Annotated in this window: 16 protein-coding genes; 5 read left to right on the forward strand and 11 right to left on the reverse strand. The window is 32.1% G+C overall.

Features of this window, described 5'->3' with window-relative positions:
- Nucleotide 1: 1 nt before the first annotated feature.
- The 3 genes from R1T42_RS05995 (at nt 2) to R1T42_RS06005 (ending at nt 3,414) form a co-directional block, all read left to right on the forward strand.
- Nucleotides 2-1,183 carry an aspartate aminotransferase family protein gene (locus tag R1T42_RS05995; protein WP_317291679.1) on the forward strand — a complete coding sequence of 394 codons (1,182 nt, stop codon included), beginning with the start codon at nt 2-4 and terminating at the stop codon, nt 1,181-1,183.
- 110 nt (nt 1,184-1,293) lie between these two features.
- Nucleotides 1,294-2,673 (forward strand): tetratricopeptide repeat protein, encoded by a 1,380-nt coding sequence (locus R1T42_RS06000; RefSeq protein WP_036584781.1) that lies wholly within the window; start codon nt 1,294-1,296, stop codon nt 2,671-2,673.
- Nucleotides 2,674-2,682: 9 nt separating this feature from the next.
- Entirely contained in the window at nt 2,683-3,414 is a 732-nt protein-coding gene (locus R1T42_RS06005; RefSeq protein ID WP_317291680.1) for a tyrosine-protein phosphatase, read from the forward strand.
- A 3-nt stretch (nt 3,415-3,417) separates the two neighbouring features.
- Here R1T42_RS06005 and R1T42_RS06010 read toward each other — a convergent pair whose 3' ends face one another.
- From R1T42_RS06010 to R1T42_RS06035, 6 genes are all read right to left on the reverse strand, one after another.
- A complete protein-coding gene (locus tag R1T42_RS06010; RefSeq protein WP_317291681.1) occupies nt 3,418-5,793 on the reverse strand; it encodes a GumC family protein in 2,376 nt (791 codons plus the stop codon).
- A gap of 3 nt (nt 5,794-5,796) precedes the next feature.
- A complete protein-coding gene (locus R1T42_RS06015) occupies nt 5,797-6,588 on the reverse strand; it encodes a polysaccharide biosynthesis/export family protein (protein WP_317291682.1) in 792 nt (263 codons plus the stop codon).
- A gap of 17 nt (nt 6,589-6,605) precedes the next feature.
- Nucleotides 6,606-8,561, reverse strand: coding sequence for a polysaccharide biosynthesis protein (locus R1T42_RS06020; RefSeq protein ID WP_317291683.1), 1,956 nt, complete (start codon nt 8,559-8,561; stop codon nt 6,606-6,608).
- Nucleotides 8,562-8,682: 121 nt separating this feature from the next.
- The gene (locus R1T42_RS06025; RefSeq protein WP_317291684.1) at nt 8,683-12,948 is read right to left on the reverse strand and encodes a T9SS type A sorting domain-containing protein; all 4,266 of its coding nucleotides are present in this window, start codon (nt 12,946-12,948) and stop codon (nt 8,683-8,685) included.
- 286 nt (nt 12,949-13,234) lie between these two features.
- On the reverse strand, nt 13,235-14,368 hold the full coding sequence (locus R1T42_RS06030; RefSeq protein WP_317291685.1) for a DegT/DnrJ/EryC1/StrS family aminotransferase: 1,134 nt from the start codon (nt 14,366-14,368) through the stop codon (nt 13,235-13,237).
- A 3-nt stretch (nt 14,369-14,371) separates the two neighbouring features.
- A complete protein-coding gene (locus R1T42_RS06035; RefSeq protein ID WP_317291686.1) occupies nt 14,372-15,334 on the reverse strand; it encodes an MraY family glycosyltransferase in 963 nt (320 codons plus the stop codon).
- Between the two features lie 274 nt (nt 15,335-15,608).
- Here R1T42_RS06035 and R1T42_RS06040 point away from each other — a divergent pair, with 274 nt between their 5' ends.
- Together R1T42_RS06040 and R1T42_RS06045 are read left to right on the forward strand one after the other, a co-directional pair.
- Nucleotides 15,609-16,508: an aldo/keto reductase gene (locus R1T42_RS06040; RefSeq protein ID WP_317291687.1), complete on the forward strand. Its 900-nt coding sequence runs from the start codon at nt 15,609-15,611 to the stop codon at nt 16,506-16,508.
- A 30-nt stretch (nt 16,509-16,538) separates the two neighbouring features.
- Nucleotides 16,539-17,618, forward strand: a complete 1,080-nt coding sequence (locus R1T42_RS06045; protein ID WP_317291688.1) for an acyltransferase family protein — start codon at nt 16,539-16,541, stop codon at nt 17,616-17,618.
- Nucleotides 17,619-17,682: 64 nt separating this feature from the next.
- Here R1T42_RS06045 and R1T42_RS06050 read toward each other — a convergent pair whose 3' ends face one another.
- The 5 genes from R1T42_RS06050 to R1T42_RS06070 all read right to left on the reverse strand — a co-directional run bounded on the left by R1T42_RS06050 (nt 17,683) and on the right by R1T42_RS06070 (nt 22,790).
- Nucleotides 17,683-18,441, reverse strand: coding sequence for a glycosyltransferase family 2 protein (locus tag R1T42_RS06050; protein WP_317291689.1), 759 nt, complete (start codon nt 18,439-18,441; stop codon nt 17,683-17,685).
- 3 nt (nt 18,442-18,444) lie between these two features.
- Nucleotides 18,445-19,179 (reverse strand): phytanoyl-CoA dioxygenase family protein, encoded by a 735-nt coding sequence (locus R1T42_RS06055; RefSeq protein ID WP_317291690.1) that lies wholly within the window; start codon nt 19,177-19,179, stop codon nt 18,445-18,447.
- Entirely contained in the window at nt 19,148-20,428 is a 1,281-nt protein-coding gene (locus R1T42_RS06060; RefSeq protein WP_317291691.1) for a hypothetical protein, read from the reverse strand. Before R1T42_RS06060 ends, R1T42_RS06055 begins: the two co-directional genes overlap by 32 nt.
- A 5-nt stretch (nt 20,429-20,433) precedes the next feature.
- Nucleotides 20,434-21,525 carry a hypothetical protein gene (locus R1T42_RS06065; RefSeq protein WP_317291692.1) on the reverse strand — a complete coding sequence of 364 codons (1,092 nt, stop codon included), beginning with the start codon at nt 21,523-21,525 and terminating at the stop codon, nt 20,434-20,436.
- A gap of 65 nt (nt 21,526-21,590) precedes the next feature.
- Nucleotides 21,591-22,790, reverse strand: coding sequence for a lipopolysaccharide biosynthesis protein (locus R1T42_RS06070; protein WP_317291693.1), 1,200 nt, complete (start codon nt 22,788-22,790; stop codon nt 21,591-21,593).
- Nucleotides 22,791-22,802 lie beyond the last annotated feature (12 nt).

Consider the following 22,802-nt stretch of genomic DNA (forward strand, 5'->3'; position numbering starts at 1 on the left):
CTTGAAGCAAGACTTTTTTCAATATCAAGCTCCTACTACCCCATTTGCTCCAGCTCTTGAGGTATCACATGCGCGTGGAAATTACATTTATGATGTCCACGGCAATGAATACTTAGATTGTGTGGCAGGAGTCAGTGCACTACCACTAGGACATTGTCATCCAGCAGTCACTACCGCTATTAAAAAACAAGTAGACTTATACATGCACGTGATGGTCTATGGAGAATATGCTCAAGAACCAGCAGTCGAGCTATGTAAAAAAATAGCACAACACATGCCTGAACCTCTTCAAATGACCTATCTAGTCAACAGTGGTACAGAAGCTATGGAAGCTGCTATAAAACTGGCACGTAGAGTAACCGGTAGAAGTGAATTGATCTCTATGCAAAAAGCTTATCACGGCAATACTATGGGATCCTTAAGTTTAATGGACTATGAAGAACGTAAAGCACCTTTTAGACCTTTATTACCACAAGTAAAACATATCAAGTTTAATTGTATGTCTCAATTAAACTTAATTACTTCCCTAACTGCCGCAGTAATCATAGAATCGATACAAGGTGGCGCAGGTTTTATTATCCCACATGCATCATGGTTAAAAGCGCTAAAGAAAAAATGTGAACAGACTGGCGCATTACTGATTATAGATGAAATACAACCAGGAATGGGCCGTACAGGATCCATGTTCTATTTTACACAACATGACATCATACCAGACATGGTGATTACAGGTAAAGGCCTGGCCGGTGGACTACCCATAGGAGCATTAACTGCTAGTGTAAAACACCTTAATATGTTTAAAGAAGCTCCTATGCTAGGACATATTACCACATTTGGCGGTAACCCAGTTATAGCTTCTGCCGCACTTGCCACTATGACTGAACTTGAAAAAGGAGATCTCATTAAGGATGTAAGGATTAAAGAATTACGCTTTCGCGAAAGCTTAAAAAACAAAAACATTAAAGAAATAAGAGGTACAGGATTAATGCTAGCAGCCATACTGTCAGACGATCAATATACAGCCGCGATTGTAGATGAGTGCCGTAATCGTGGTGTAATTTTCTTTCTACTTCTATTTGAAAAAAAAGCTATAAGAATCACGCCACCACTTACCATAACTCAAGATGAGATAACGAAATCATGCGCTATATTAAATGAAGTCATCAACGAATTTTATGATTAAAACCTCTAGTAAAGGCTGTTTATAAAATGTTTATAACAGATTTTGAACTCTAATGGAAAGAATGGCAAATATTTTGAACTTAGTAAGAGTACAATTCTTAAAAACCAAATATGCATTTTGAACTTAATAGTGATGGCTTCATGAGCGTTAAAAAGTTTGAATTAATGCTTAAATCCAACGAGGTTGGGTTTTTTGATAGTGAAGAATTTCAACAGATTGTAGAACATTATCTAGAAGCTGGTAAAATGATTATGGCCCGTAAAGCCGTACAACTAGGTCTATCACAACATCCCAGTTCTGTTGAAATTAAATTGTTACAAGCAGAAATTCTTGTGTTTGACAATGAATTTGAACGAGCACATGACCTATTGAATAATTTGTATGAAATTCAGCCTCACAATTCAGAGATTTATATTCAAAAAGCAAATATTTTTTCAAAAACTGATGATCACGAAAAAGCAATTGACCTACTGCAACAAGCTCTGGAGCTAACAGAAGATCAAGCAGATGTTTATAATCTGATAGGCATGGAAAATCTTTTTATAGAAGATTATAAACTTGCCAAAGTAAATTTTATCAAATGTCTTGAATTGGATGAGACAGATTATTCTGCATTATATAATATCATCTACTGTTTTGATTTCTTAAAAGAAAATACAGAGGCTATTGAATTTTTAAATAATTTTTTAAATAGCAATCCATATAGCGAGGTAGCCTGGCATCAAGTAGGTAAACAGTATTTTGATCTTAAAATGTATGAGAAAGCATTAGCCGCTTTTGATTTTGCAATTATTTCAGATGAATTATTTGTTGGTGCTTATTTAGAAAAAGGTAAAGTTCTTGAGAAGTTAGGAAAATATAATCAAGCGATAGAGAATTATCAAATTACGCTTGAGTTAGACGATCCTACCTCATTTGCCTATTTAAGATTAGGAAAATGCTATCAAAAATTAGGAGCCTATGATCTAGCCGTTAAGTTTTATAAAAAGACAGTAAAGGAAGATCCTTTGTTAGATAAAGGATGGATTGCGCTAGTCGATTTCTATTCTAAGCAATTGAATTATCAAAAAGCATTGAGCTATATTGAAAAAGCTACAGAAATAGACAGTGAAAATGCTCTTTACTGGATTAGATATGCAAAATTAAATAAGAAATTAAACTTTTTTGAAGAAGCAGAATACGGCTATCGTAAAGCGGTCGATTTAGGTAATTATGAATTAGAGACCTGGTTGCAACGTTCTGATATTCTTTTACAACTAGGAGAATTAGATGGACTTATTTCTAATCTAGAACATGGCCTAGAGTTTTATCCAGATGATGCTGAGCTTGAATATAGACTCGCTGGTGCTTACTTTAAGTTACAAGACATTACAAAAGGGAGGTTTCATTTGCAAAACGCCTTTAAAAACGACCCAGAGTTCTTTATTATTATTGAAGAACTATATCCAGAAATTGTAGGAATGGATGAAGTTAAACTTATCATCACATAAACTAAAATCATGCTGTTTTTCTCAAAGAAAAGTTTCCTTGTAGATCATCTAGAAGGACTAGTAGATATACACAATCATATATTACCAGGAATTGATGATGGTTCACCAGATTTGATTACAACTATCGAGATGATTCGTTTGTTTAAAGAAATCGGATATAAAGGTTGTATAGCAACGCCTCATACGATGGAAGATTATTATGGTAATGATACTGAAACGATCACATTAAACTATAAGGATACCATTGACCAACTTCATGCGTCCGAGAATCATTCATTTATTGTCAAGGCATCATCAGAGTATATGATGGATAGTGGATTTGAAAAGTTGATAGAATCAGAGAAAATACTTTTTCTTAAAGATCGAATAATACTTACTGAGTTTTCTTATTTTCAAAAACCAGAGTATGTAAATGAGGTCGTTTTTGATATGCTACAAAAAGACATCACTCCTATACTAGCCCACCCAGAAAGATATCGATATATAAAGGGAATTGAAGAATTTAAGGATTTAAAAAATAGAGGTTTTCTATTTCAACTAAATCTACTTTCTATACATGGGCATTATGGTAAAGACGCTCAGAAAAAGGCTATGTTGTTATTAGAACATAACTTATACGATCTAGTGGGAACAGATGCCCATAAACCAGAACATCTACGCAAAATAAAGGAAATACAAATTAAATCTAATATAATTAAGAGTATTCAACCTGTTATAGAAAATAGTAAGCTAAACTTTTAATACTTAAAAGCTTAGCTTAGCCTTTAATTTCTCCATAAAAGTTTTCTTATCTGCCGAGTAAGAATACCCATATTTATTACCGTATCCAAAGTTAGTCAACTTAACACTGTTAATTACAGCGGCTACATTAGTCAACTTTCCATCCTCAATAGTATCTGAAATAAATTCTAAGAGACCACGATCGGTGTAATTTGCCCTAGTAACATATACAGTAACATCAGCAAATTTGTTAATTAGAAAAGTATCAGTGACAACAATTGTCGGTGCAGAATCTATAATTACTAGATCAAACATTCCTTTTGCTTCATCTATCATATCTTGGGTTCTATTCTGCATCCATAATTCTGCCGGATTAGGCGGTATAGAACCTGATAATAGCATATAAAGATTACTGTTATCATCGACTGGTACAACAAGATCTTCTAACTTTAAATCTGAATTTACTAAGTACTCTGTAACTCCTTTTTTACGTTTTAAAATAGCATCAAAGAATCTATGAAGTTGTGGATTACGGATATCACCACCAATAAGTAGTACTTTCTTTCCACTATAAGCAAAAGTACTGGCCAAATTAAATGCTGTAGTGGTTTTACCTTCACCTTTTACCGTAGAGGTTACCAAAACAACTTTGGTATCATCATGATTTAAGGCTCCTAATTTATATTGTAGGTTTGTTCTAATGATTCTAAACGATTCTGCGAGAACACTACGATCATTAGGAATAATACGATCCTTTGCATCACTTTCTAACTTTGGCACCTCACCTAGAATAGATACCTGAGGTAAGTTTCTTTCTAAATCTTTTCTCGATTCAATCTTGTTATAAAAAATTTGTTTTAAATAAACAAGTCCTAATGGAATTAAAACACCTAGAACTAAAGCAGCGAGTAATATAATCTTTGGCTTAGGAGAAACAGGTGTATCTGGTGCATAACCAGAATCTACTATTTTTGCTTTAGGAGCAGTAACTGCTAGCGAAATAGCTGTTGTTTCTTGCTTTTCTCTTAATAGTAAATAAATAGCTTCAACGACTTCACGATTCCTCTCTACACTACGGCTAGTTTTCTCATTATTAGGCACTTGTGAAATGTTAGCATTGATTTGATTAGACTTTCTCAGTAGGTTGTTTTGTTCCACTTTTAAGCCATTGATATAAGCATCAAGCGAATTAAATATGCCTCTTTTTAAAGAGCTTAACTCTGTCGATAACTTAACCATAACAGGGCTTTCTGAAGTTGAGGTCTGCCCTACTCTTTGATAAGTGGTCAATACTTCATTATAATTATTAATGAGACCTATCAATGAAGGGTCATTAATTCCAAGTCCAGAAGTAGTTACACTTTTTTCAATATCTGTAATCATGAATTCTTTTAAAGACCTTCCTATGGATAATTGAGTCTCTACTTTTAAAAGTTCAGATTCAATTTCATTCACTTTTTGTAAATCCAGTGAAGTCTCAACTCCAATATCAGTAAGTCCTTTATTGGTTTTAAAAGATTCGATACCCGTTTCTACACTATCTAGATCTTTAGTGATATCATTAAGGCGCTCCTCTATAAACTCAGCAGTATTATGTGCTACGATATTTTTATCATTTATAGCGTCCTTGTTATATTCTTCAATGAGCTGATTCAATACATCTTCAGCACGTTCACCTACCACATCAGTAATAGATAAATTGACGACACTACCTCTTTTACCCGAAGTGTTTACATTTAATCTTGAGTGATAACTTTGTACTACTAATTCTTTAGGGTTTATAACAATTTTTAAATCAGAAAGCTCCTTAGCATCATCTTGACTTACATGAAATGAAAGAGGTGAAAATATCAGCGATAAATCATCTATATTGATGATTTCTCCATATTCTTTAGTCAACCACTTTGAATCAGAATTTAACCTTAATCCAAATAACGAATCACTAACTTCCTTCACATAAAATGTAATCGGTTTTGTAAATTGAATTAAAGAATCTTTTTTTAGGATATTGACATCCAAAAAGCGATTGTTATATACATCACTTTCCTTTACATTACCTTTTCTAGAATAGGTTGTCGTCAAGTTAAATTGATCTATAACATTTGATAATAATCTCTTAGATTTAAGAATTTCAATTTCATTCTCTACACTATTAAAATTGCTACCAAATAATCCCATATCACCAAGCACACCTGTTTCAGACAAACCACCACCCATTTGAGTGTCTTTAATAATTATCGATGCTGTAGCTTGATACTTTTTGGTGGCATATCTCAAATATAATTGAGAGGCCACAATACAAAACAAAACGGATAGGATAATCCATGGCCAAGCTTTTATAAACGGCTTCAGCTGATCCCTTAAAGATTGTTCGCTTGTATTATTATCTTGATTATTCATTAATTATTTATTCAAATTTGAAAACACCACTACAGTTGTCAATAATAACGAAGCTATTGAAACATAAACGGAAATATTTCTATTAAATCCAGAAGCTTGTATTTGAGCTCCATTTGGCTCAACAATTATGGTATCATTCTGATTTAGATAATAAAATGGTGAGTAAATAAAATCGGCACTCGTTAAATTTACTCTAGTAGAAGTTTGAATTCCATTCATGTCTCTAATTACAACAATATTATCTCTTCTTCCATAAACGGTCAAATCGCCAGCGAGACCGATGGCTTGCAATAATGTTATTCTATTATCATCAACGCTATATGTACCTGGTCTATTAACTTCTCCCAAAAGTGTAATCTTATAATTAATTATACGAACATCAACAACCGCATCCTTAACATATTTAAGCATTTCATTTTTTAAATGATCTTGAAGTTCAATTCGAGTATATCCACTAACCTTTACTTTGCCTAATAACGGATAATTAATAAATCCTTCGTCATCCACCAAATAACTTTGCAACGTTTCTTGTGATCTAATAGAAAGTTCTTGGTTTACAACAGGACTTACCACTTTATTAAATGGTTGAACACTTTCCATATTTTCGCTCGTGACAATAATTTTTAAAATATCGTCATTTGTAATAACAGCATCATATTTTGAAGACTGGGATTCAGATAATGCCGTATCAATATCTTGAACGTATAGAATGTCTTTTTTAGAAACACAAGAAGTTGTAAATATCGCTATTACTAAAACAATAAAACTGAATTTTAAAAGTGTGATTTTTCCCATTTTGCAAATATAAGATTTTAGATTCTTATTTTGACATCTTTATCGAGCTCTTCGTAAATACTATTCTGACTTAAAAACTCTGGTATTAATTCCTTTAATTTTTTTACAACTAAAGTGTTATTCTGTTGTTCTGCAGCAGTAGCTATTTCAATAACAAAATTATTAACCTCTTCCATACAAAGAACTTGATCTTTTGCCCTCATAATTTTCTTATGATGCGTCTGTAGTGTTTTCGCTTTATCATTTAATAATTCCTCAAATAACTTTTCGCCAGGTCTTAAACCTATGACTTTAATATCAATTTGTTCGTAAGGTACAAATCCAGATAATTTTATCATTTTTTCAGCCAGATCCATGATTCGAATAGGTTTCCCCATATCAAAAACAAAAACTTCTCCACCTTGCCCCATAGTTCCAGCCTGCAACACCAGTTGGCATGCCTCAGGTATCGTCATAAAATATCTTATAATATCTTGATGGGTGACAGTTACCGGACCACCAGCTGCAATTTGCTTCTTAAAGTGAGGTATTACGGAACCATTAGAACCTAGAACGTTTCCAAATCGAGTTGTAATAAAACATGTTTTTGATTCTTTAGCTTGTAATGCCTGAACGTAGATTTCAGCAGCACGCTTTGAAGCACCCATGACATTAGTAGGGTTTACTGCTTTATCTGTTGAAACCATTACAAATCGGTCCACACCAAATTGAGAACTAAGGTTGGCAAGATGCATTGTTCCAATAATATTAACAAATACGGCTTCTGAAGGATTGTTTTCAATAAGTGGAACATGTTTATAAGCTGCAGCATGAAAGACAACCGAGATATCCTCTTTATTAAAAAGATTAGTCAATCTCTTTAAATTACCTACATCTGCTAATACAAATTCGAAAGCAACGTCCGCAAACCTTGACCTCAATTCTAGTTCAAGCTCATGTAAAGGAGATTCGGCTTGGTCTAGAACTATAAGTTTTTTAGGGTTGAACTGAGATACTTGTCTCACAATTTCACTACCTATAGAACCTGCACCACCGGTGACTAATATAATTCTATTATTAAGATATTCATCAATAAGGGAATCATCTAATACAATAGGGTTTCGTTCTAATAAATCCTCAATTTGGATTTCTTTTATATTACCTTGAACACTCTCAGAATCATTCCATTCTTTAATAACTGGAGCATTATAAATTTGAATACCATAATTGAGACATTCATCAACAATATTGTTTTTTTGTTTATTAGAAATCGTATTACCTACGATAACGATACCGTCAATATCATAAGGTTGTAAATTTTCATATAAATCGCTGCTATACTTAAATATAGGCTTTCCTAAAATCTTAATTTTCGAATGAGATTTAGTAAAAGATACAAAGCCCGCTAAATCGAAATCTTGATTTCTAGATATAGTCATAGCTTCTCCTACTGAAATAGTATCATCATTAACTCCTAATAGTAGCACTCTTTTTTTCTCTGAAGTATTAAGATTTGTAAAAAGTTGATAAACCGACTTTACCACCATTCTGAACAATAACATTAAACCAAAAGTTATCGTGGCAAAAATCGCTAGAAAAGGTACTAAGAAAAGTTTTTTATCAAAAAGAAAATGATAACCATAACTAATCATCATTAAAGCAACAGCTGCTGAAATAGCAGCTAAAGCTATTTTTAATATATCCACAGTGGTACTATGCCTTATTAATCCGGCATAGGTGCTAAAAACGAAAAAGAATGAAAACTGAACCAAACAAACTACAAAGCCTTGCTGCAATATGGTTAATGACGGATAAAAAGAAACCGATAAATTTTCAACTAATAAATAGCTTATTAAAAATGATAGAATGACAATGAATGAATCTATTGCTACCACAGCCCAGCGTGGCAGGTACGATATATTTCTAAACTTTAGATCGTTATCTCCGTTGAGTAGAACATGCGACAATCTTTTTTTAAAATAATCCCAAGTCATTGTATTAATATTAATTGGTTTAAAAAAGGGTAATGTAACCATTACCCTTTTAAATTCTTCTATATGAATATAAAACTACAATCTAATCTATCATATAGATACCTGATTACTGAGTTGTGCTTTATTTGATAACAATCCTTTCAACAAAGCGATTATTGCCCTGCTGTATAGTTAACAAATATACACCCATATTTAAACTATCCAAATTAGTCAGGATGACTTGACCGTTGTTCGCTTCAAAATATCGACGAATTAACAATTGTCCCGATAAATTGTGAATTTGAACCGATGATTCAGTATCGTTACTCAAACCATTAATTTGTAATGATCCATCTATTACAGGATTTGGATACATTGTAATAGAATCAGTTCTAACGACATCTAACTCACTTAAAGTAACATTTGAGAAGTAAATAGAAAATCTATCTAATGCAACTGTGGAAGGAACTGTGGTGTCAAAATTTAATGATATAGTGGTCATCACGTCTGCAGCTATGAGATGATACTGATTAGTATGAGCATCATATAAATAGGTATTCAAATTATTTACACCAGATAATCTAGTTTTGATATCATAGTTCCCATCGTTAAATCGCTTGATTTCTAAAGGGATTATGGTTCCATCAGTAGGATTAGAACGACTCTCTATGGCAAGTCTATTAGAATTGTTGATAATCGAAATATTTTCATCTAAATTTTCAATCTTCAATAAGTCAAACGAATCTATTCCGTCTAGACCATTCAAATCAAAATTTAATTTAAGACCATCTAAGGCTGTAGAGTTTGAATTGTAAACATCTAAAGTTAAAAACCCTTGTGGTGCGCTAAACGTAGATGTTAAGTTAGAACCAGATACTTTATAGCTTTCTTTAAAAGTTACACTAGGCACATCTGAATCTGCATCATTTAATACTTGTAAAAACATAGATTGACCAGGTTGTAACTCGCCAGCTACTTCTCCATCTGTCGGAGTACTAGTGGAATCTCGAAAATCATAAGCTCTATAAGCACCTCTTGTACCAGCTTGTGGATTCCATACATACATGAAGTTAGGATTCATGTCTTCTTGAGTACTGGTCATATTATCAAAAATCATGGCGCCAACATCCACCTTTGCTTGATAAGGATTACCGACAAATACAAAATCACCAGTCGACAAACTAGAATCAAAAGTTTGAATGGCATCGTTTAGTTTTAGTTCACCTGTAGTGGTTAACTTGGTATCATTAGGCGTATCACTAATCGTTAAATCAATGGAACGATCTCCTCTAATGAATAATCGGTAAGGTGTTCCTGCGCTTAAAGAAGCATTCATATCATCAGTAGCAGTTGGAGTTTGCCAGACCTGTGTTCCATCATTACTAAAAGTAAAAGCAGAAGGATTATTAGAACCCGAAATATCAAATCCACCAGATGTTCCACCCGTAATTTGTGTTCCTATTCCTGCTTGATATCCTGCATCACTAGGATTTAATCCCACTTGCTGCCAATTATCAAAAATAGTTCCCGTCATATCTACTGGTGAACTTACAAATCTAAAGGCACGTTGTGCTGGGTAAAACTGTTCTATTGTTACGTCTCCAATTAATGCACCACTGACTACTGGTGCAAGCACAGCACTCGTACCTGCTATACTTTTAAAAGTTAAATTATCATTAGTTGTTAATGAGCCATTAGTTAAAGTAAGGATACCTTCTAAATCTACTATACCGTTGATAACGGCTCCATTTGCATTATTTACTATTAAATCTTCAACAGAGATCGAAGAAACATTTAGTTCTTGTTCTAATACTCCTTCTAAATTAATAGTTGATTGATTCGAAATTAATGTTGCATTTAAAATAGCATTTATATCTCCTCTAAGGCTTATCACATTTGCACCTAAATCTAAGGTAGCTCCATTCTCAACCAATAGGTTTTTAGCATCTACATCACCTGTAAAAGCTATGGTACCAGAAGTTACTCTTATATTATCACTTGTTGTTGAATTTCCTTCTGGTGAAGTTGGTGACCAGCTCGAACCGTCATAAATATAATCAATAGATTCCCCTTCTCCTGGAGTCATATCAGCAACATTTGAAGAAATAATTGTCCAACTAGCAGCTTGCCAAACATCACTAGGTACATCTAACAAAGAGTTTCTTATTGCTCTACTATTTTCATACTCCCATAGTTCACCTGATCCATCAGTTCCTACCTCGCCATAAACATCAAATAAACTTTCAGTTCCTGAACTAGGTGTTCCTGTGAACAATGCATAAGTATCATCTCCATTACCGCTCACCGCACCACTAATAGCGTCTGGAGCAAAACCATAAGCCGATGTGAAATTCACACCACTACCGGCAACTATAAGATATTGTTTTGGGTTCAAAATCCCCACTAACTGTTCATTTTGAGAAGTAGTATTCGAATTTGCAAATCTTGCCAAAAAAACAGGATTTGTCGCAAAATCAATTGCGTCAGTTCCATTATTATAGATTTCTACAAAACGTGCATTTCCGTTATCACCAGGATCTGCAACTTCTGTAATAATTAATGTAGGTGCAGGCACAGGATCAAAGACTGTATAAATTTGCTCTGGACTTGTTGCTGTTTCTGGCATGGAGTTTTGATCAATAGCAACTATTTGATAGTATACTGTGGTTCCATCTGCTTGAGCATCTATTACCGCAGAATAAGTGTCACCACTGCTTAAAGTCATCGTTACTGAAGGCTGGTCATAAACACCTGTAGCAAACCCATATTCTAATACTACACTAGCAAGGCCATCTGCATCTGTAACATCTGCATTGATAGTTACTGTTTCAGTAGAAGCTGGTACTAATGGACTGTTTGAAATATTAGTTACTGATGGGGCTAGATTTGTATTAGCAGGTAATGTAGTAATTTCAATTTCTTCGAGTACCCATTCTTCTGCACCTAAACCTGTATTATCATATAAAAATGCGATATATGCTTCACCTTGAATAACAGAAGCATCTACCAAAGTACTAGATGAAGTGGAATAAGTACTACCTGAAGAAGTATTATTAGGGTCAAAAGTCAAATCTGTCCATGTCGCCGTAGTAGGATCTCCTGAACCATCATAATCTGTAGAATATCTTAATAAAAACTCTCCACTTTCATTTACAGCATTTCCAAAACGTTCTGATGTGGTCACTTCAATTTGATTGATACTTGCCATCGCAGGAAATGAAACAGGCGTTTCAGTAATCAACCAATCGATGTCTTCCGTACCTCCAAAACCATTCATAGTATAAGCTCCAGAACCACAAAGCCATTCATCATCACCAGCCTCATCAAAAGCTACCCATGCATTATTTGCACAATCATCAAATGACTCAATATAAGGTAGTGATATAGGTGCTACATCGTCCTCTAAAACAGTTAAGGTAAACTGACTGTTTAATCCAACAGCAGCCATATCGCCACCTTGTATATTTTGTAATTCAAACACAAAATCCTCATCCATTTCTGCAAGCATATCATCAGTTACAGTAACGGTTACCGTCTGACTGGTTGAAGAACCAGCTGGAAAAGTAAGAGCCTGAGTCATATAGTTCCCGATATTACTTGCCGTTCCAGAGGTTAGTACGACATCTGCAGTAGTAGCGGTAGTAGCTGATTCGTTAGAAATAGCAACCGTAAGATCAACTGTTCCAGCATCTTCATTTACTGTTAACGCATTAGGATCAAATTGAAGTGTAGTAGTTGCTGGACCAGCAGGATTACCTTGTACGCTGATATTATCAAAATACACTCCTTCATCAGTTGCCGTTAATCCATTCACTGTAAATAAAATGGTTAGCGAACTATTTCCATTTAGTAAAATAGTGTCTGAACTAAAATTTCTAAATTGATTGTCACCATTAGGCACAACACAACCATTAGAAGTACCAGTAGTTAATGATGGTAATAAAGTTGTAGGAGTACACTCACCATCTCCGTCAAAGTTGGTATCTAGTGCTGCAGGCTCATTTGAAGCGTCATTTGGTACATGCTGTATTGACATTAGGTTTTGAAAAACGCCACCATCTAAACTATATGTAATTCTAACTTCATCTGTAGAATCCCAATCCTGATAATGATGAGCTAATAAATCAATAGAAAAAGTAAAATCCGATAAATTTGAGATATCAATATTACTAAGATTTATAGTCGCTGGTGTAACATTTGTATCTTCTATAGCAAATAAAAAGGAATTATTACCACCTATATTAGGTTGGGATCTATTAAAAACATCTATAAACGAAGTTGATGAGCCTTCAGTAGCTGAAGTAGAATATCCTGAATTCTCTATCTCAAAGTCTTGAGTGTAGACTACTGTTTGAGCCATTAAATAGTTTCCAACCAACAGTAAACCAAATAGTAATATTTTTTTCATTTGTACGATTTTATAGAATTACAAAAATATTGTTATTACTACAAATTCATAATAGATTTACATTAAGCGTAGGTTAAGTTATTAAGTTTTATTTGATAACTGAAAATTCCTTCTGCTGATAATAAACGTCTTGCATGCTTATAGAATCCTTCATGGAATGAAAAGGCTTCGTTACCACTTTCTATTATTAGTAACCAATAAAAAAGCCGATAGCACTAATAATGCGCTACCGACTTTCTAAATCTAGAAATTGTTATTAATACGCTTTCGCGAAAGCGAACCACAACTACTTATTAAAAATAGTGTGAATAGAGGTTGTAATGCGTTGTCTATCTTCATCTGTCAGATTAGAACCAGAAGGTAAGCACAATCCATTTTCAAATAAAGTTTCGCAAACTTTATTACCGTAATAAGGATAGTCCTTATAAAGCGGTTGAATGTGCATAGGTTTCCATAATGGTCTGGACTCTATATTGTCTTTTTTTAAGGAAAGTCTGATATCCTCTCGTGTAATTCCACCTGTTTTTGAAGGATCTACTAGAATAGCACTGAGCCAGTGGTTGGAAATAAAATGATCATCGGGTTCTTTATGGACATATATTCCACTAATATGTTTAAATAGCTCTTCATAGAATTTATGGTTGGCCTTTCTTTTCTTAAGGTTATTTTCTAATTCTTTAAATTGTATTACTCCTAGGGCTGCATTTATATGACCTAACCTATAGTTGTATCCTAAGGTGTCATGATGATAGTATGGTAAATTTGTTTTGGCCTGAGTTGCTAGATGAAGTACTTTTTGCTTCTCTTCTATTGAGTTTACAACTAAAATCCCACCACCAGCTGTTGTGATTATTTTATTTAAATTAAAAGACAAAATTCCGTAATCTCCTATGGTGGACAGTTTTTTATTTCTATGCGCTGCACCTAAAGCTTCAGCACTGTCCTCAATTAACTTTATACTGTTTTTTCTAGCAAAGCTTCCAATAGCATCCATATCACTGGACATACCATACAGGCTAGTTACAATTATAGCTTTAGGGGTTTTTCCTTTTTTAACACATTCTAGGTAGGCTAGTTCTAAAGCTTCTGGACACATATTCCAGGTACGTTCTTCACTACCGACGAACACTGGTTTTGCTCTTTGATATAAAATAGGATTTGCGCAAGCAACAAAAGTCATAGATTGACACAGCACAATATCATCTTCTACAACACCTGCAAGAATTAAAGCCATATGAATTGCTGATGTACCAGAATTGAGAGCAACAACCTGCTTATCCGTATTTAGATAACCTTTGACTATTTTCTCAAAATCATCTATATCTTTATAGATGTCATCATAAACATTTATACTTGATGGTGTAGATAAGACAGTCTGATCACCATAAATTGGCGGTGATAAATAAATATGCTTTTTCATATTCTATGATGCTTTCACACGCATTTTAAGAAAGTAACGAACTAAGAATACATAACTTGAAGTAATTGAAAGTAAAACTAGTGTAATAATTAATAATTGCTCCCATAATCCCAATCGAAAACTGTAGTACACTATGATGCAGCATAATAACTGAATTACACTATATATTAATGAAGTAGTAATATGAGAAAACTGTTTAGAATCAACAAATAATTGATAAAGGTGATGTCTATGCGCTTCTGAAATTTTTTCTTTCATCTTAATTCTGCGTATGATTGTTAGTACGGTATCTACCCCATAAACTGCGACTAGCAAAATAGCCACTGGAGCTTTTAATGTAAAATAAAATTGATAAACCAGAAAAAACAAAACCACCGCTATAGAAATACTTCCTACATCTCCAGAAAAAAACAGCGCCTTTTTTCTGAAATTATAAAAACCAAAAACAATTAGAGAAAAAAGTAAATAATATAGTAAGTCTACGTTTACAAAAGTAGTTTCATAAATATTAAAAAATAGTAAAAAACCTACAATCACTATAGAATACATTCCGGTTATCCCATTGATACCATCCATAAAATTGAATGCATTTACAAACCCTACACCAACTATCAATAATAGAATTAATGATATTAAAGGGAAGTCTAAACTTACCTGATAGATAGCCATAGCTATAGCAATAAATTGAACCGGTAAACGTAATGCTGGTGGTTGTGGCCTTAAATCGTCTATAAAGCTTACCAAAGCAATAATAGTGGTGCCTATAAATAAATATGGGTATTCAAAACCACTGGTAATGAAAAAAATAAGTAATGCAATGTAGAATATGATACCACCACCTCTTATAGTAATCTGAGTATGTGAACTTCTGTGATTAGGCTTATCGATTATATTAAATCTGTCTGCTAATTTTAGATAGACGTAGGAAAGTATTGCTAGAATTATAAAAATTAAAATATATGTCATGTTTTAAACCAAATTATTAAACTCTTGTAAACTAGGTATTCTCTAATAGATTTAAAGAATTAAAAAGAATGACAAAAATATATGGATACTTTGACTATAAAGCATAAATACATATTTAATTATTTGTAATTCAAAAAATGTCAGTTTTAAATTGAGTTTATAAAAATAGAGATGAGAAACTATTGTAAACTTTAAAATCAAAAACAATTGAATCATATAAATTTAATGGTTTATTCATATATATTACGGATTTTTGTCAAGAAGTAAAATCACTATGGAATTAAAACAACTAGGGTCAACAGATTTAAAGATTTCTAAATTAGGATTAGGAATTGGAGGTATTTTAGGTATGAAGGCATTTAATGAAGACCAAGCAAGTAAGGTCTTACACGAAGCTTATAATAAGGGTATAAACTTTTTTGATACTGGTAGTGCTTATTCTTTTGGTAATGCAGAAGTAAGATTAGGAAATCTTATTAAAGACGTTAATAGAGATAAATTAGTAATAGCCACTAAGGGAGGAACAGTCCACGTCAAAGGAAATACTTACAAAAAAGATTATTCTAGAAAACAACTTACAGAGTCCCTAGAAACTTCGTTGAGAAAACTTAATCTGGATTATATTGATTTGTTTCAATTGCATAGTCCACAAGTGAAGCACTTAACAGATGATGTATTTGAAACACTTGAGTTATTTAAATCACAAGGTAAGATAAGAAATATAGGTGTTTCTTGCGATGGTAAGGTTCTAGATCATGTACTTAATCTAGACTTTTTTGACACAGTGATGTTGACTTATAATATACTAGAACAAGAAGCCGATAATCAAATTGAGAAAGCCGCCCAAAAAAACATAGGTGTATTAATAAAAAGCCCAATGGCTCATGGATTGTATAGCAATGATATATTTAAATTAAGAGGATTGAGTGACGTTTGGTACCTACTAAGGGTATTAAAGAATTATAGACCTCAATTATTTAAAGGTTATAAATATAGATACATCAACTCTTATCCTGACTGGAAAGGAGCTGAAATTGCATTAAAGTTTGTGATTGAAAATCAATTTGTAAATGCTGCAATGATAGGTACTACTAAAACACATCATTTAAACTCAAATATAAATGTAGTGCAACGTGAGATTAATCAAGAGTTATTAAATAAAATAAGAGGTTAAAATACTTAAAAGCTTAATTTTGCAAAAGTTATGACTGATATTCAAAATCCAAGAAAACCCAAAAAAAAACGCCTATATAGCTTAGACTATTTAAGAGGTATAGCAGCTTCAGGAATTATGATTTATCACCTAATAACATGGAGCTTTGGGAAATTTACTTCTGAAACTTTTTTAGGTAGATTTGGAATATATGGAGTTGGTATTTTTTATATTTTAAGTGGACTGACTCTATGTTACGTTTACTATGATAAATTTGAACCGACCAAAAAATTCTTGATTGATTTCTTTAAAAAAAGGATTCTTAGAATTTTTCCGTTATTATGGCTAGTTACAATTGTTTCTATAATTCTATCAAGAAAAATACCTGATTTTTTAGATTTAGCATTGAATTTAACAGGCCTTTTTGGCTTTGTTAAGTGGGACACCTATTTTTCTTCCGGAGTTTGGTCAATTGGGAATGAATTAGTTTTTTACGTTTTCTTTCCAGTATTCCTTTTGCTCGCAAAATATAAGGTGCGCTTATTTATACTATTAACAGCAATCATAATAGCTATTTATGTCTATTTTGCTTTTTACGTATTAGACCCATCAATTTCCTTACTTTATCAATGGGACATATATACCAATCCACTAAACCAGGTTTTTTTGTTCCTCTCTGGTTTTCTAATAGGTTATTTATTGAGAGAAAAAGTGTTGAACAAATATTTTAAAATCATTTTATTTTTTGGCGGTTTGTTACTTTTTATTCATATACCTTCTTCAGGTGATACCATAAATATTATTACGGGAATAAATAGATTAGCTTTTTCAGTATGTTGTATAGCAATTTGCATTTCACTTTACAAATCCGATTTAAAATTACCAACTTTTATTCATATTCCATTAATGTTTTTAGGCGATATCAGTTATTCTATTTACCTAATACATCCTATAGTATATTCTGTAGTAACATATATTGCTTCAACGCAGACACAAGTAGAGTCTAATGAAAATTTTAAATTAATTCTAATAGTGACATCTATTGTATTAACTATCATTACAAGTTACATTGTCTATGAAAAGTATGAAAAGTTTTTTTTGAAATTTGGAAGAGCTAATAAAAATAAATGACAATTAAAATAAAAAGTTAGCTTCTGACAGCACTTAATCTAAATAGTATATGCTCTTCAATATTTTATAGATAGTACTTCTTAACTCCATTAATGCCCCAATGAAAACTAAAATACAAAGAATGTAAAACGCTTAAGCCTTCTACCTCTCTGAGAAACTTAAGGTGTTTGATTATTAGTTTAAATTTATTATTGGTAGCAGACCCTTTAACTTGTCTATAAAACGCAAGTTCTTCATCTAAAGGAATTGCATGATGTCCCGCTTTTAAGATACTAAGCCATAACGCATAATCCTGCTTCCGCCTTAAGTCTGGCATATAGTATTTACCAATTAAATCTTGATTATACATTGCTGTTAAACAACTTATTTCGGTTCTTTTAAGTAAATCTTTATAGGTAACGGGTTTATTACTTACATGATAAGTTTGATTTATTACTTCACCAGCTTCATTCATAAAGCCGTATGATGTATGTGAAAATGCAGCTTGATGTTTTTCCATGAAAGAAACATGTCGTGATAATTTATTTTCAGTCCAAATGTCATCACTATCAAGAAATGCTAAATAAGTTCCCTGTGCTAAATCAATAGCTAAATTCCTTGCTGGTCCAGATCCAGAATTTTCTGGGAGTTGATGAACTTTTAATCTCTGATCTTTTACACTTAATTCTAGTAATAACTGAAAAGAATCATCAGTTGATTGATCATCAACAAGCACCCATTCCCACTCTTGAAGAATTTGATTCTTAACAGAGTCATAAGTTTCCTCAATGAAACGAGCCGCGTTATAAACCGGCGTTATAATAGAAACTATAGGTTTACTCATATTTTATTTATAAAATTTACTTCTCACATCTTTATGGAAATGATATCTTGTTACTGCAAGTCTTTCACCTACTTCAATAGGTTTACCTCTATGCAATCCTCTAGTATCTGCTATAATTAATCCACCAGCTTTAGAGGTAAATGTCTGTGGTTCTTTTATCACTCCTTTTTTTACCAATAACTCAATGTCGTCATTAGTGAATCGATAATCACTCAAGGATTTTCCTAATGCCTTTGCGACTGATAAATTATTTCTCCAGTTATTTGAACCTTCTACAAATTGAAAAGGGCCATTATCTTCTGTAACATCTGTAAGATATAAAATCGTTTTGAATTGATGCGCAAAAGGACTGTCCCTATGCCATCCTCCACCAGATCCTAAATTCCCTTTACCACTAGTTATCCATCCTAATAATAAAAAATGAAATGGATTAGAAGTAAAAGAAAACTTTGAATATAGAGGATTTGATTTATCATTAAGCTTCGGTACAGCAAAATTTGCTCGCTCATCTGCACCATAAATCCTTTTATCAAAACCGTTTGATTCAATCTTTACAAGATCATCATTTGAATAAAGGTCTACCACCACGTCTTTAATGAGTTTCAACTCTTCGTCAATGATAAAATCAGGAATATAATAATAACCCTTAGTATTTAAAGAATTGATTATTTCGTCAGATTTAATGAAGTTGCCCTTGTGTCCTATTTCAGACAGGAGTAATTTTAAGTGATTTATCATTATTTATTTTTAATAAAGGTATAGTTGTAAAGTACAAATAAACAAAGGAAGTATTGAAAATATTAATATTATCAAAAGGACTTTCAAATAAAGGTATAATAAATAAAGTACAAACTATATAGCCTGCTAAATTTAACTTTAAAGTGTTTAACTGAAGTGATACTTTAAGAATTTTTATAATTACAAAAATATATAGGCCGATTAGCAAAAGCCCTAAAAATAAGTTATTCGTGTAATAAATGGAAGCAAATATACCTGGTGATGCACCTGTTTTCTCCTTGTAATGATCGTTGAATAGGTTCAAATAATTTGCTCGGTTTATACTCCATACACGATCCCTCTCCACTGCCTGTCCGCTAAACAAATATTGTGCACGACTATACATATTGTTCCATGTACCAGGAATAGCATCAGTAATTGCATAGCTGCCTTCTTCATAGGCTTTATAAGCACCAAAATTAGAGGCATAATGTGTAGATAACCGGAGAGTTGTCGAATTCAATACTCTAGGTAAACCTTCTTCCGAAAAAAATACTTCTTGTGCTTTTTCAAAGCCTAATTTATTTGCGAACCCCATGAAAACAACACCAAAACCTAAAAACAGTAACAAAATAATTCTTACTGAAAAGTTATTAAATATTTTCAACTTATATCTTCTTGCTTTTATTGGCTTAACTAAGAAACTTTGCTTTTTAAGCGCAAAAATTATCGCCACAAATATCATTGGTAAATCTGTAGAACCTGATTTAGATAACCAAAAAGAGAGACCAATTAATAAATAAACATACCTGTCACCAAATACTCTCTCAGTTTTAAGAAAGTAAACTAAAGAAATAAAGAGATAAGTTTTAAAGAATATTTTCAACAAACTCAAAATAATAATATCGTTTCCAGCAGCTGTTAACCCTTCACCTGTATGCCTGAATTTAAAACTAAAGTTAATATAGAAATAAATTGAGGTCATTATAAACAGTAGTAATAAAACTAAAACTAATTTAGAATTAAACATTATAGTCGGCAGTTTAACCCGAGGTAATTTTAAAGATGCTAAATTATATGATAACAACATTAGTGCTAACAGAATAAACACATAAATCAATGAAGAAAAATCATTTGTCCCTTGAAATTGCGTTATAAAAGCATCTGGATTGAAAAGGTGATATAGAAAAGGAATTACAAAAAAAATGAATAGATAAATCCCCATCGAGAAGAAAAGGTTCTTATTTTTCTGTATTAATAAGTCTTTCATATCTCCTAACTTAAAATATTATTTAAGTAAAATTCCTTATTTTGATCACCAATGTAGTAGTCTAATTTTGTTAGATCAGTCAATACTAAATTTTGATTAATTGAATCTATGAGAGCTCCTTGAGTTTTAATTTCACGTAAAATCAACCCCTTTTCCATAAAGCCATAACCATCAATAGAATCAGACCAGCAACACGTTTTATAACAAATACAATTACTATATAGACCTTCTAAAGTAACAGCAGATTCGTTGGTCACGACGTATGTCGCATCAGCAAAATCAGCCCAAATACTATCATTAGAGCTTAATAGAAACTCCTGTGGGAATTGTCGCCGGTCTGCGGGATGCTTTCTGAGGAGAACTTCATAACCTTCATTAATTAAATTATAGTAAGTGGTAATGATCTCTGCCTTACTATCTAAAATGTTAGGACACAATACAACTTTTAAAGGGTTTTTCGACAATATATTAAGTTGTTTAGGAAATCGGAGGTCTCTATTTAAAACAACCTCTACCCTTCCATTTTCTTTTTTGTATTTATCTAAACTATCTTGACTAAATAAAATATTTACATCATGATAAAGAGGCGGGAACTCTTTGGTGATGGGTGCATGCTGAATATAAAAAGTTTTGGCATTACTCAACTTTGCTTGTCTAAATAAATCAAAATGCAATGGGCCATGATCATTAAATTGAATTACATTTTTAATAGTATGTTTTTCAAATATCATTTGGAATAAATTTGAAAGAGCTATGGTTTTAAATACTTTAATAGCATTAAAATTCATATGTCTATTTCTTAAAATTGTAAAGCAATTAGAAAAAAAGTTATAACTACTAAATATGAATAAGAGTAATAATTTATTAGAGAAATTGGATTCGCCTATTCCAATATTTACATTTTGAAATGAATTCTCTTTAAGTTTATCCATAACCGTTATATGATTCGCAGTAAAACAGAATGAAACAGAATCTGCAATCTTAACCTTCGAAACATATATTTTTAACACATAATTAATGAGCCAATAAACAGGTGAAAATAATATACCCAGAAGAATAATAATTATTAAAACAGCAGAATTATATGAACCACCCATTTTTTTAAAATGATCCCACCTAGTCTGACTGTACTCGTAGGCGTAGACTAAATTTGAACTTTTCATTAGGTTGTGTGACTTTTTTTAATAAATAATTTAGAACAAATAAATGTCAATATGGTGGCGCTCACCAGCATCACTGATTTACAAATTGCTAAATAAAATAGATCATTTGAGTCTTCTCCAAAGTACAAAAATAACAAATAGATAACGAAAGCAATTGCTAAAGAGAAAGTCATAAATAAAGTCTTCTTAAAGTAGATAAGATATGGGTTTATAAAGTGATAAATACTAAATCCATATAGTCCAAAAGAAAAAAGTAATAGTAAATACTCAACATTCTCAACTGTAATATACTCGACATTAACTAGATTAAGGAAAAGTAACAATCTGTATAAAATTAAGGGTCCAGCGAGTTGTATAAAGCCAAATACTAAAAGAAATGCTGTAATCCCTTTTTTAGTTCTAGAACTTAATTTACCTCCTTCTGCATATTCTCTAAACTGCGTAGGAGTATAAATTTTCTTAAATGCTTCCACCAATAAATTTGGTGCAGATGCTAAAGTAAAGAAGTAAGAATACACACCTAAAAAAGCTTTGGAATTACCTAATGCCAATATTATGAACTTATCTGATCCATTTACTGTAGAAGAACTTATTCCATAAATAGATAGGCTTAAGAATTCTCTTAACTCAATTCTCGCATATTTTTTCTTAAGCTGATATTTTCTTAACGCTTGAATTAAGCTTATAACATGACTTAAACAAAAAGCCGTAATAAGAAGTTCATATGTAATTATTCCACTAATATAATATCCAATCGCTATGATAACTATCAAAACTATAATACGTAGCAATGCACTCAAAACATATTTTAAATCCTCTTTTATAAATCTTAAGTAAAGAGTATAATAAATATAGGATGTAAATCCTAATAAAGATAAAATCTCTAACAGACTAACGCGTGTAAATGGTTGAAAGAATCCGTAAAAAATAATAAAAGAAAAAACTAATATTAAAAATACAAAAGCATAGTTATAAATAATCATTACGGACTTATCATCATAAGATGGTTGGAAAAAGTAACGACTAAAAAAGCCTAAAACTGGAGATGTTGCTATTAAGTTTACAATCAATAAAAATTGATAAAATAGTGACCATGTTCCAAATGACTCACTGGACATATATTTAGAAAGAAGTATACCTATAATCAACGGCATCCCTTTATCTAAAAAGGTTCCCAATAGATTTAAAGAAAACTTCATAGTTACTTATAT

The organism is Nonlabens ulvanivorans, assembly GCF_032922765.1.
Taxonomy (GTDB): Bacteria; Bacteroidota; Bacteroidia; order Flavobacteriales; family Flavobacteriaceae; genus Nonlabens; species Nonlabens ulvanivorans.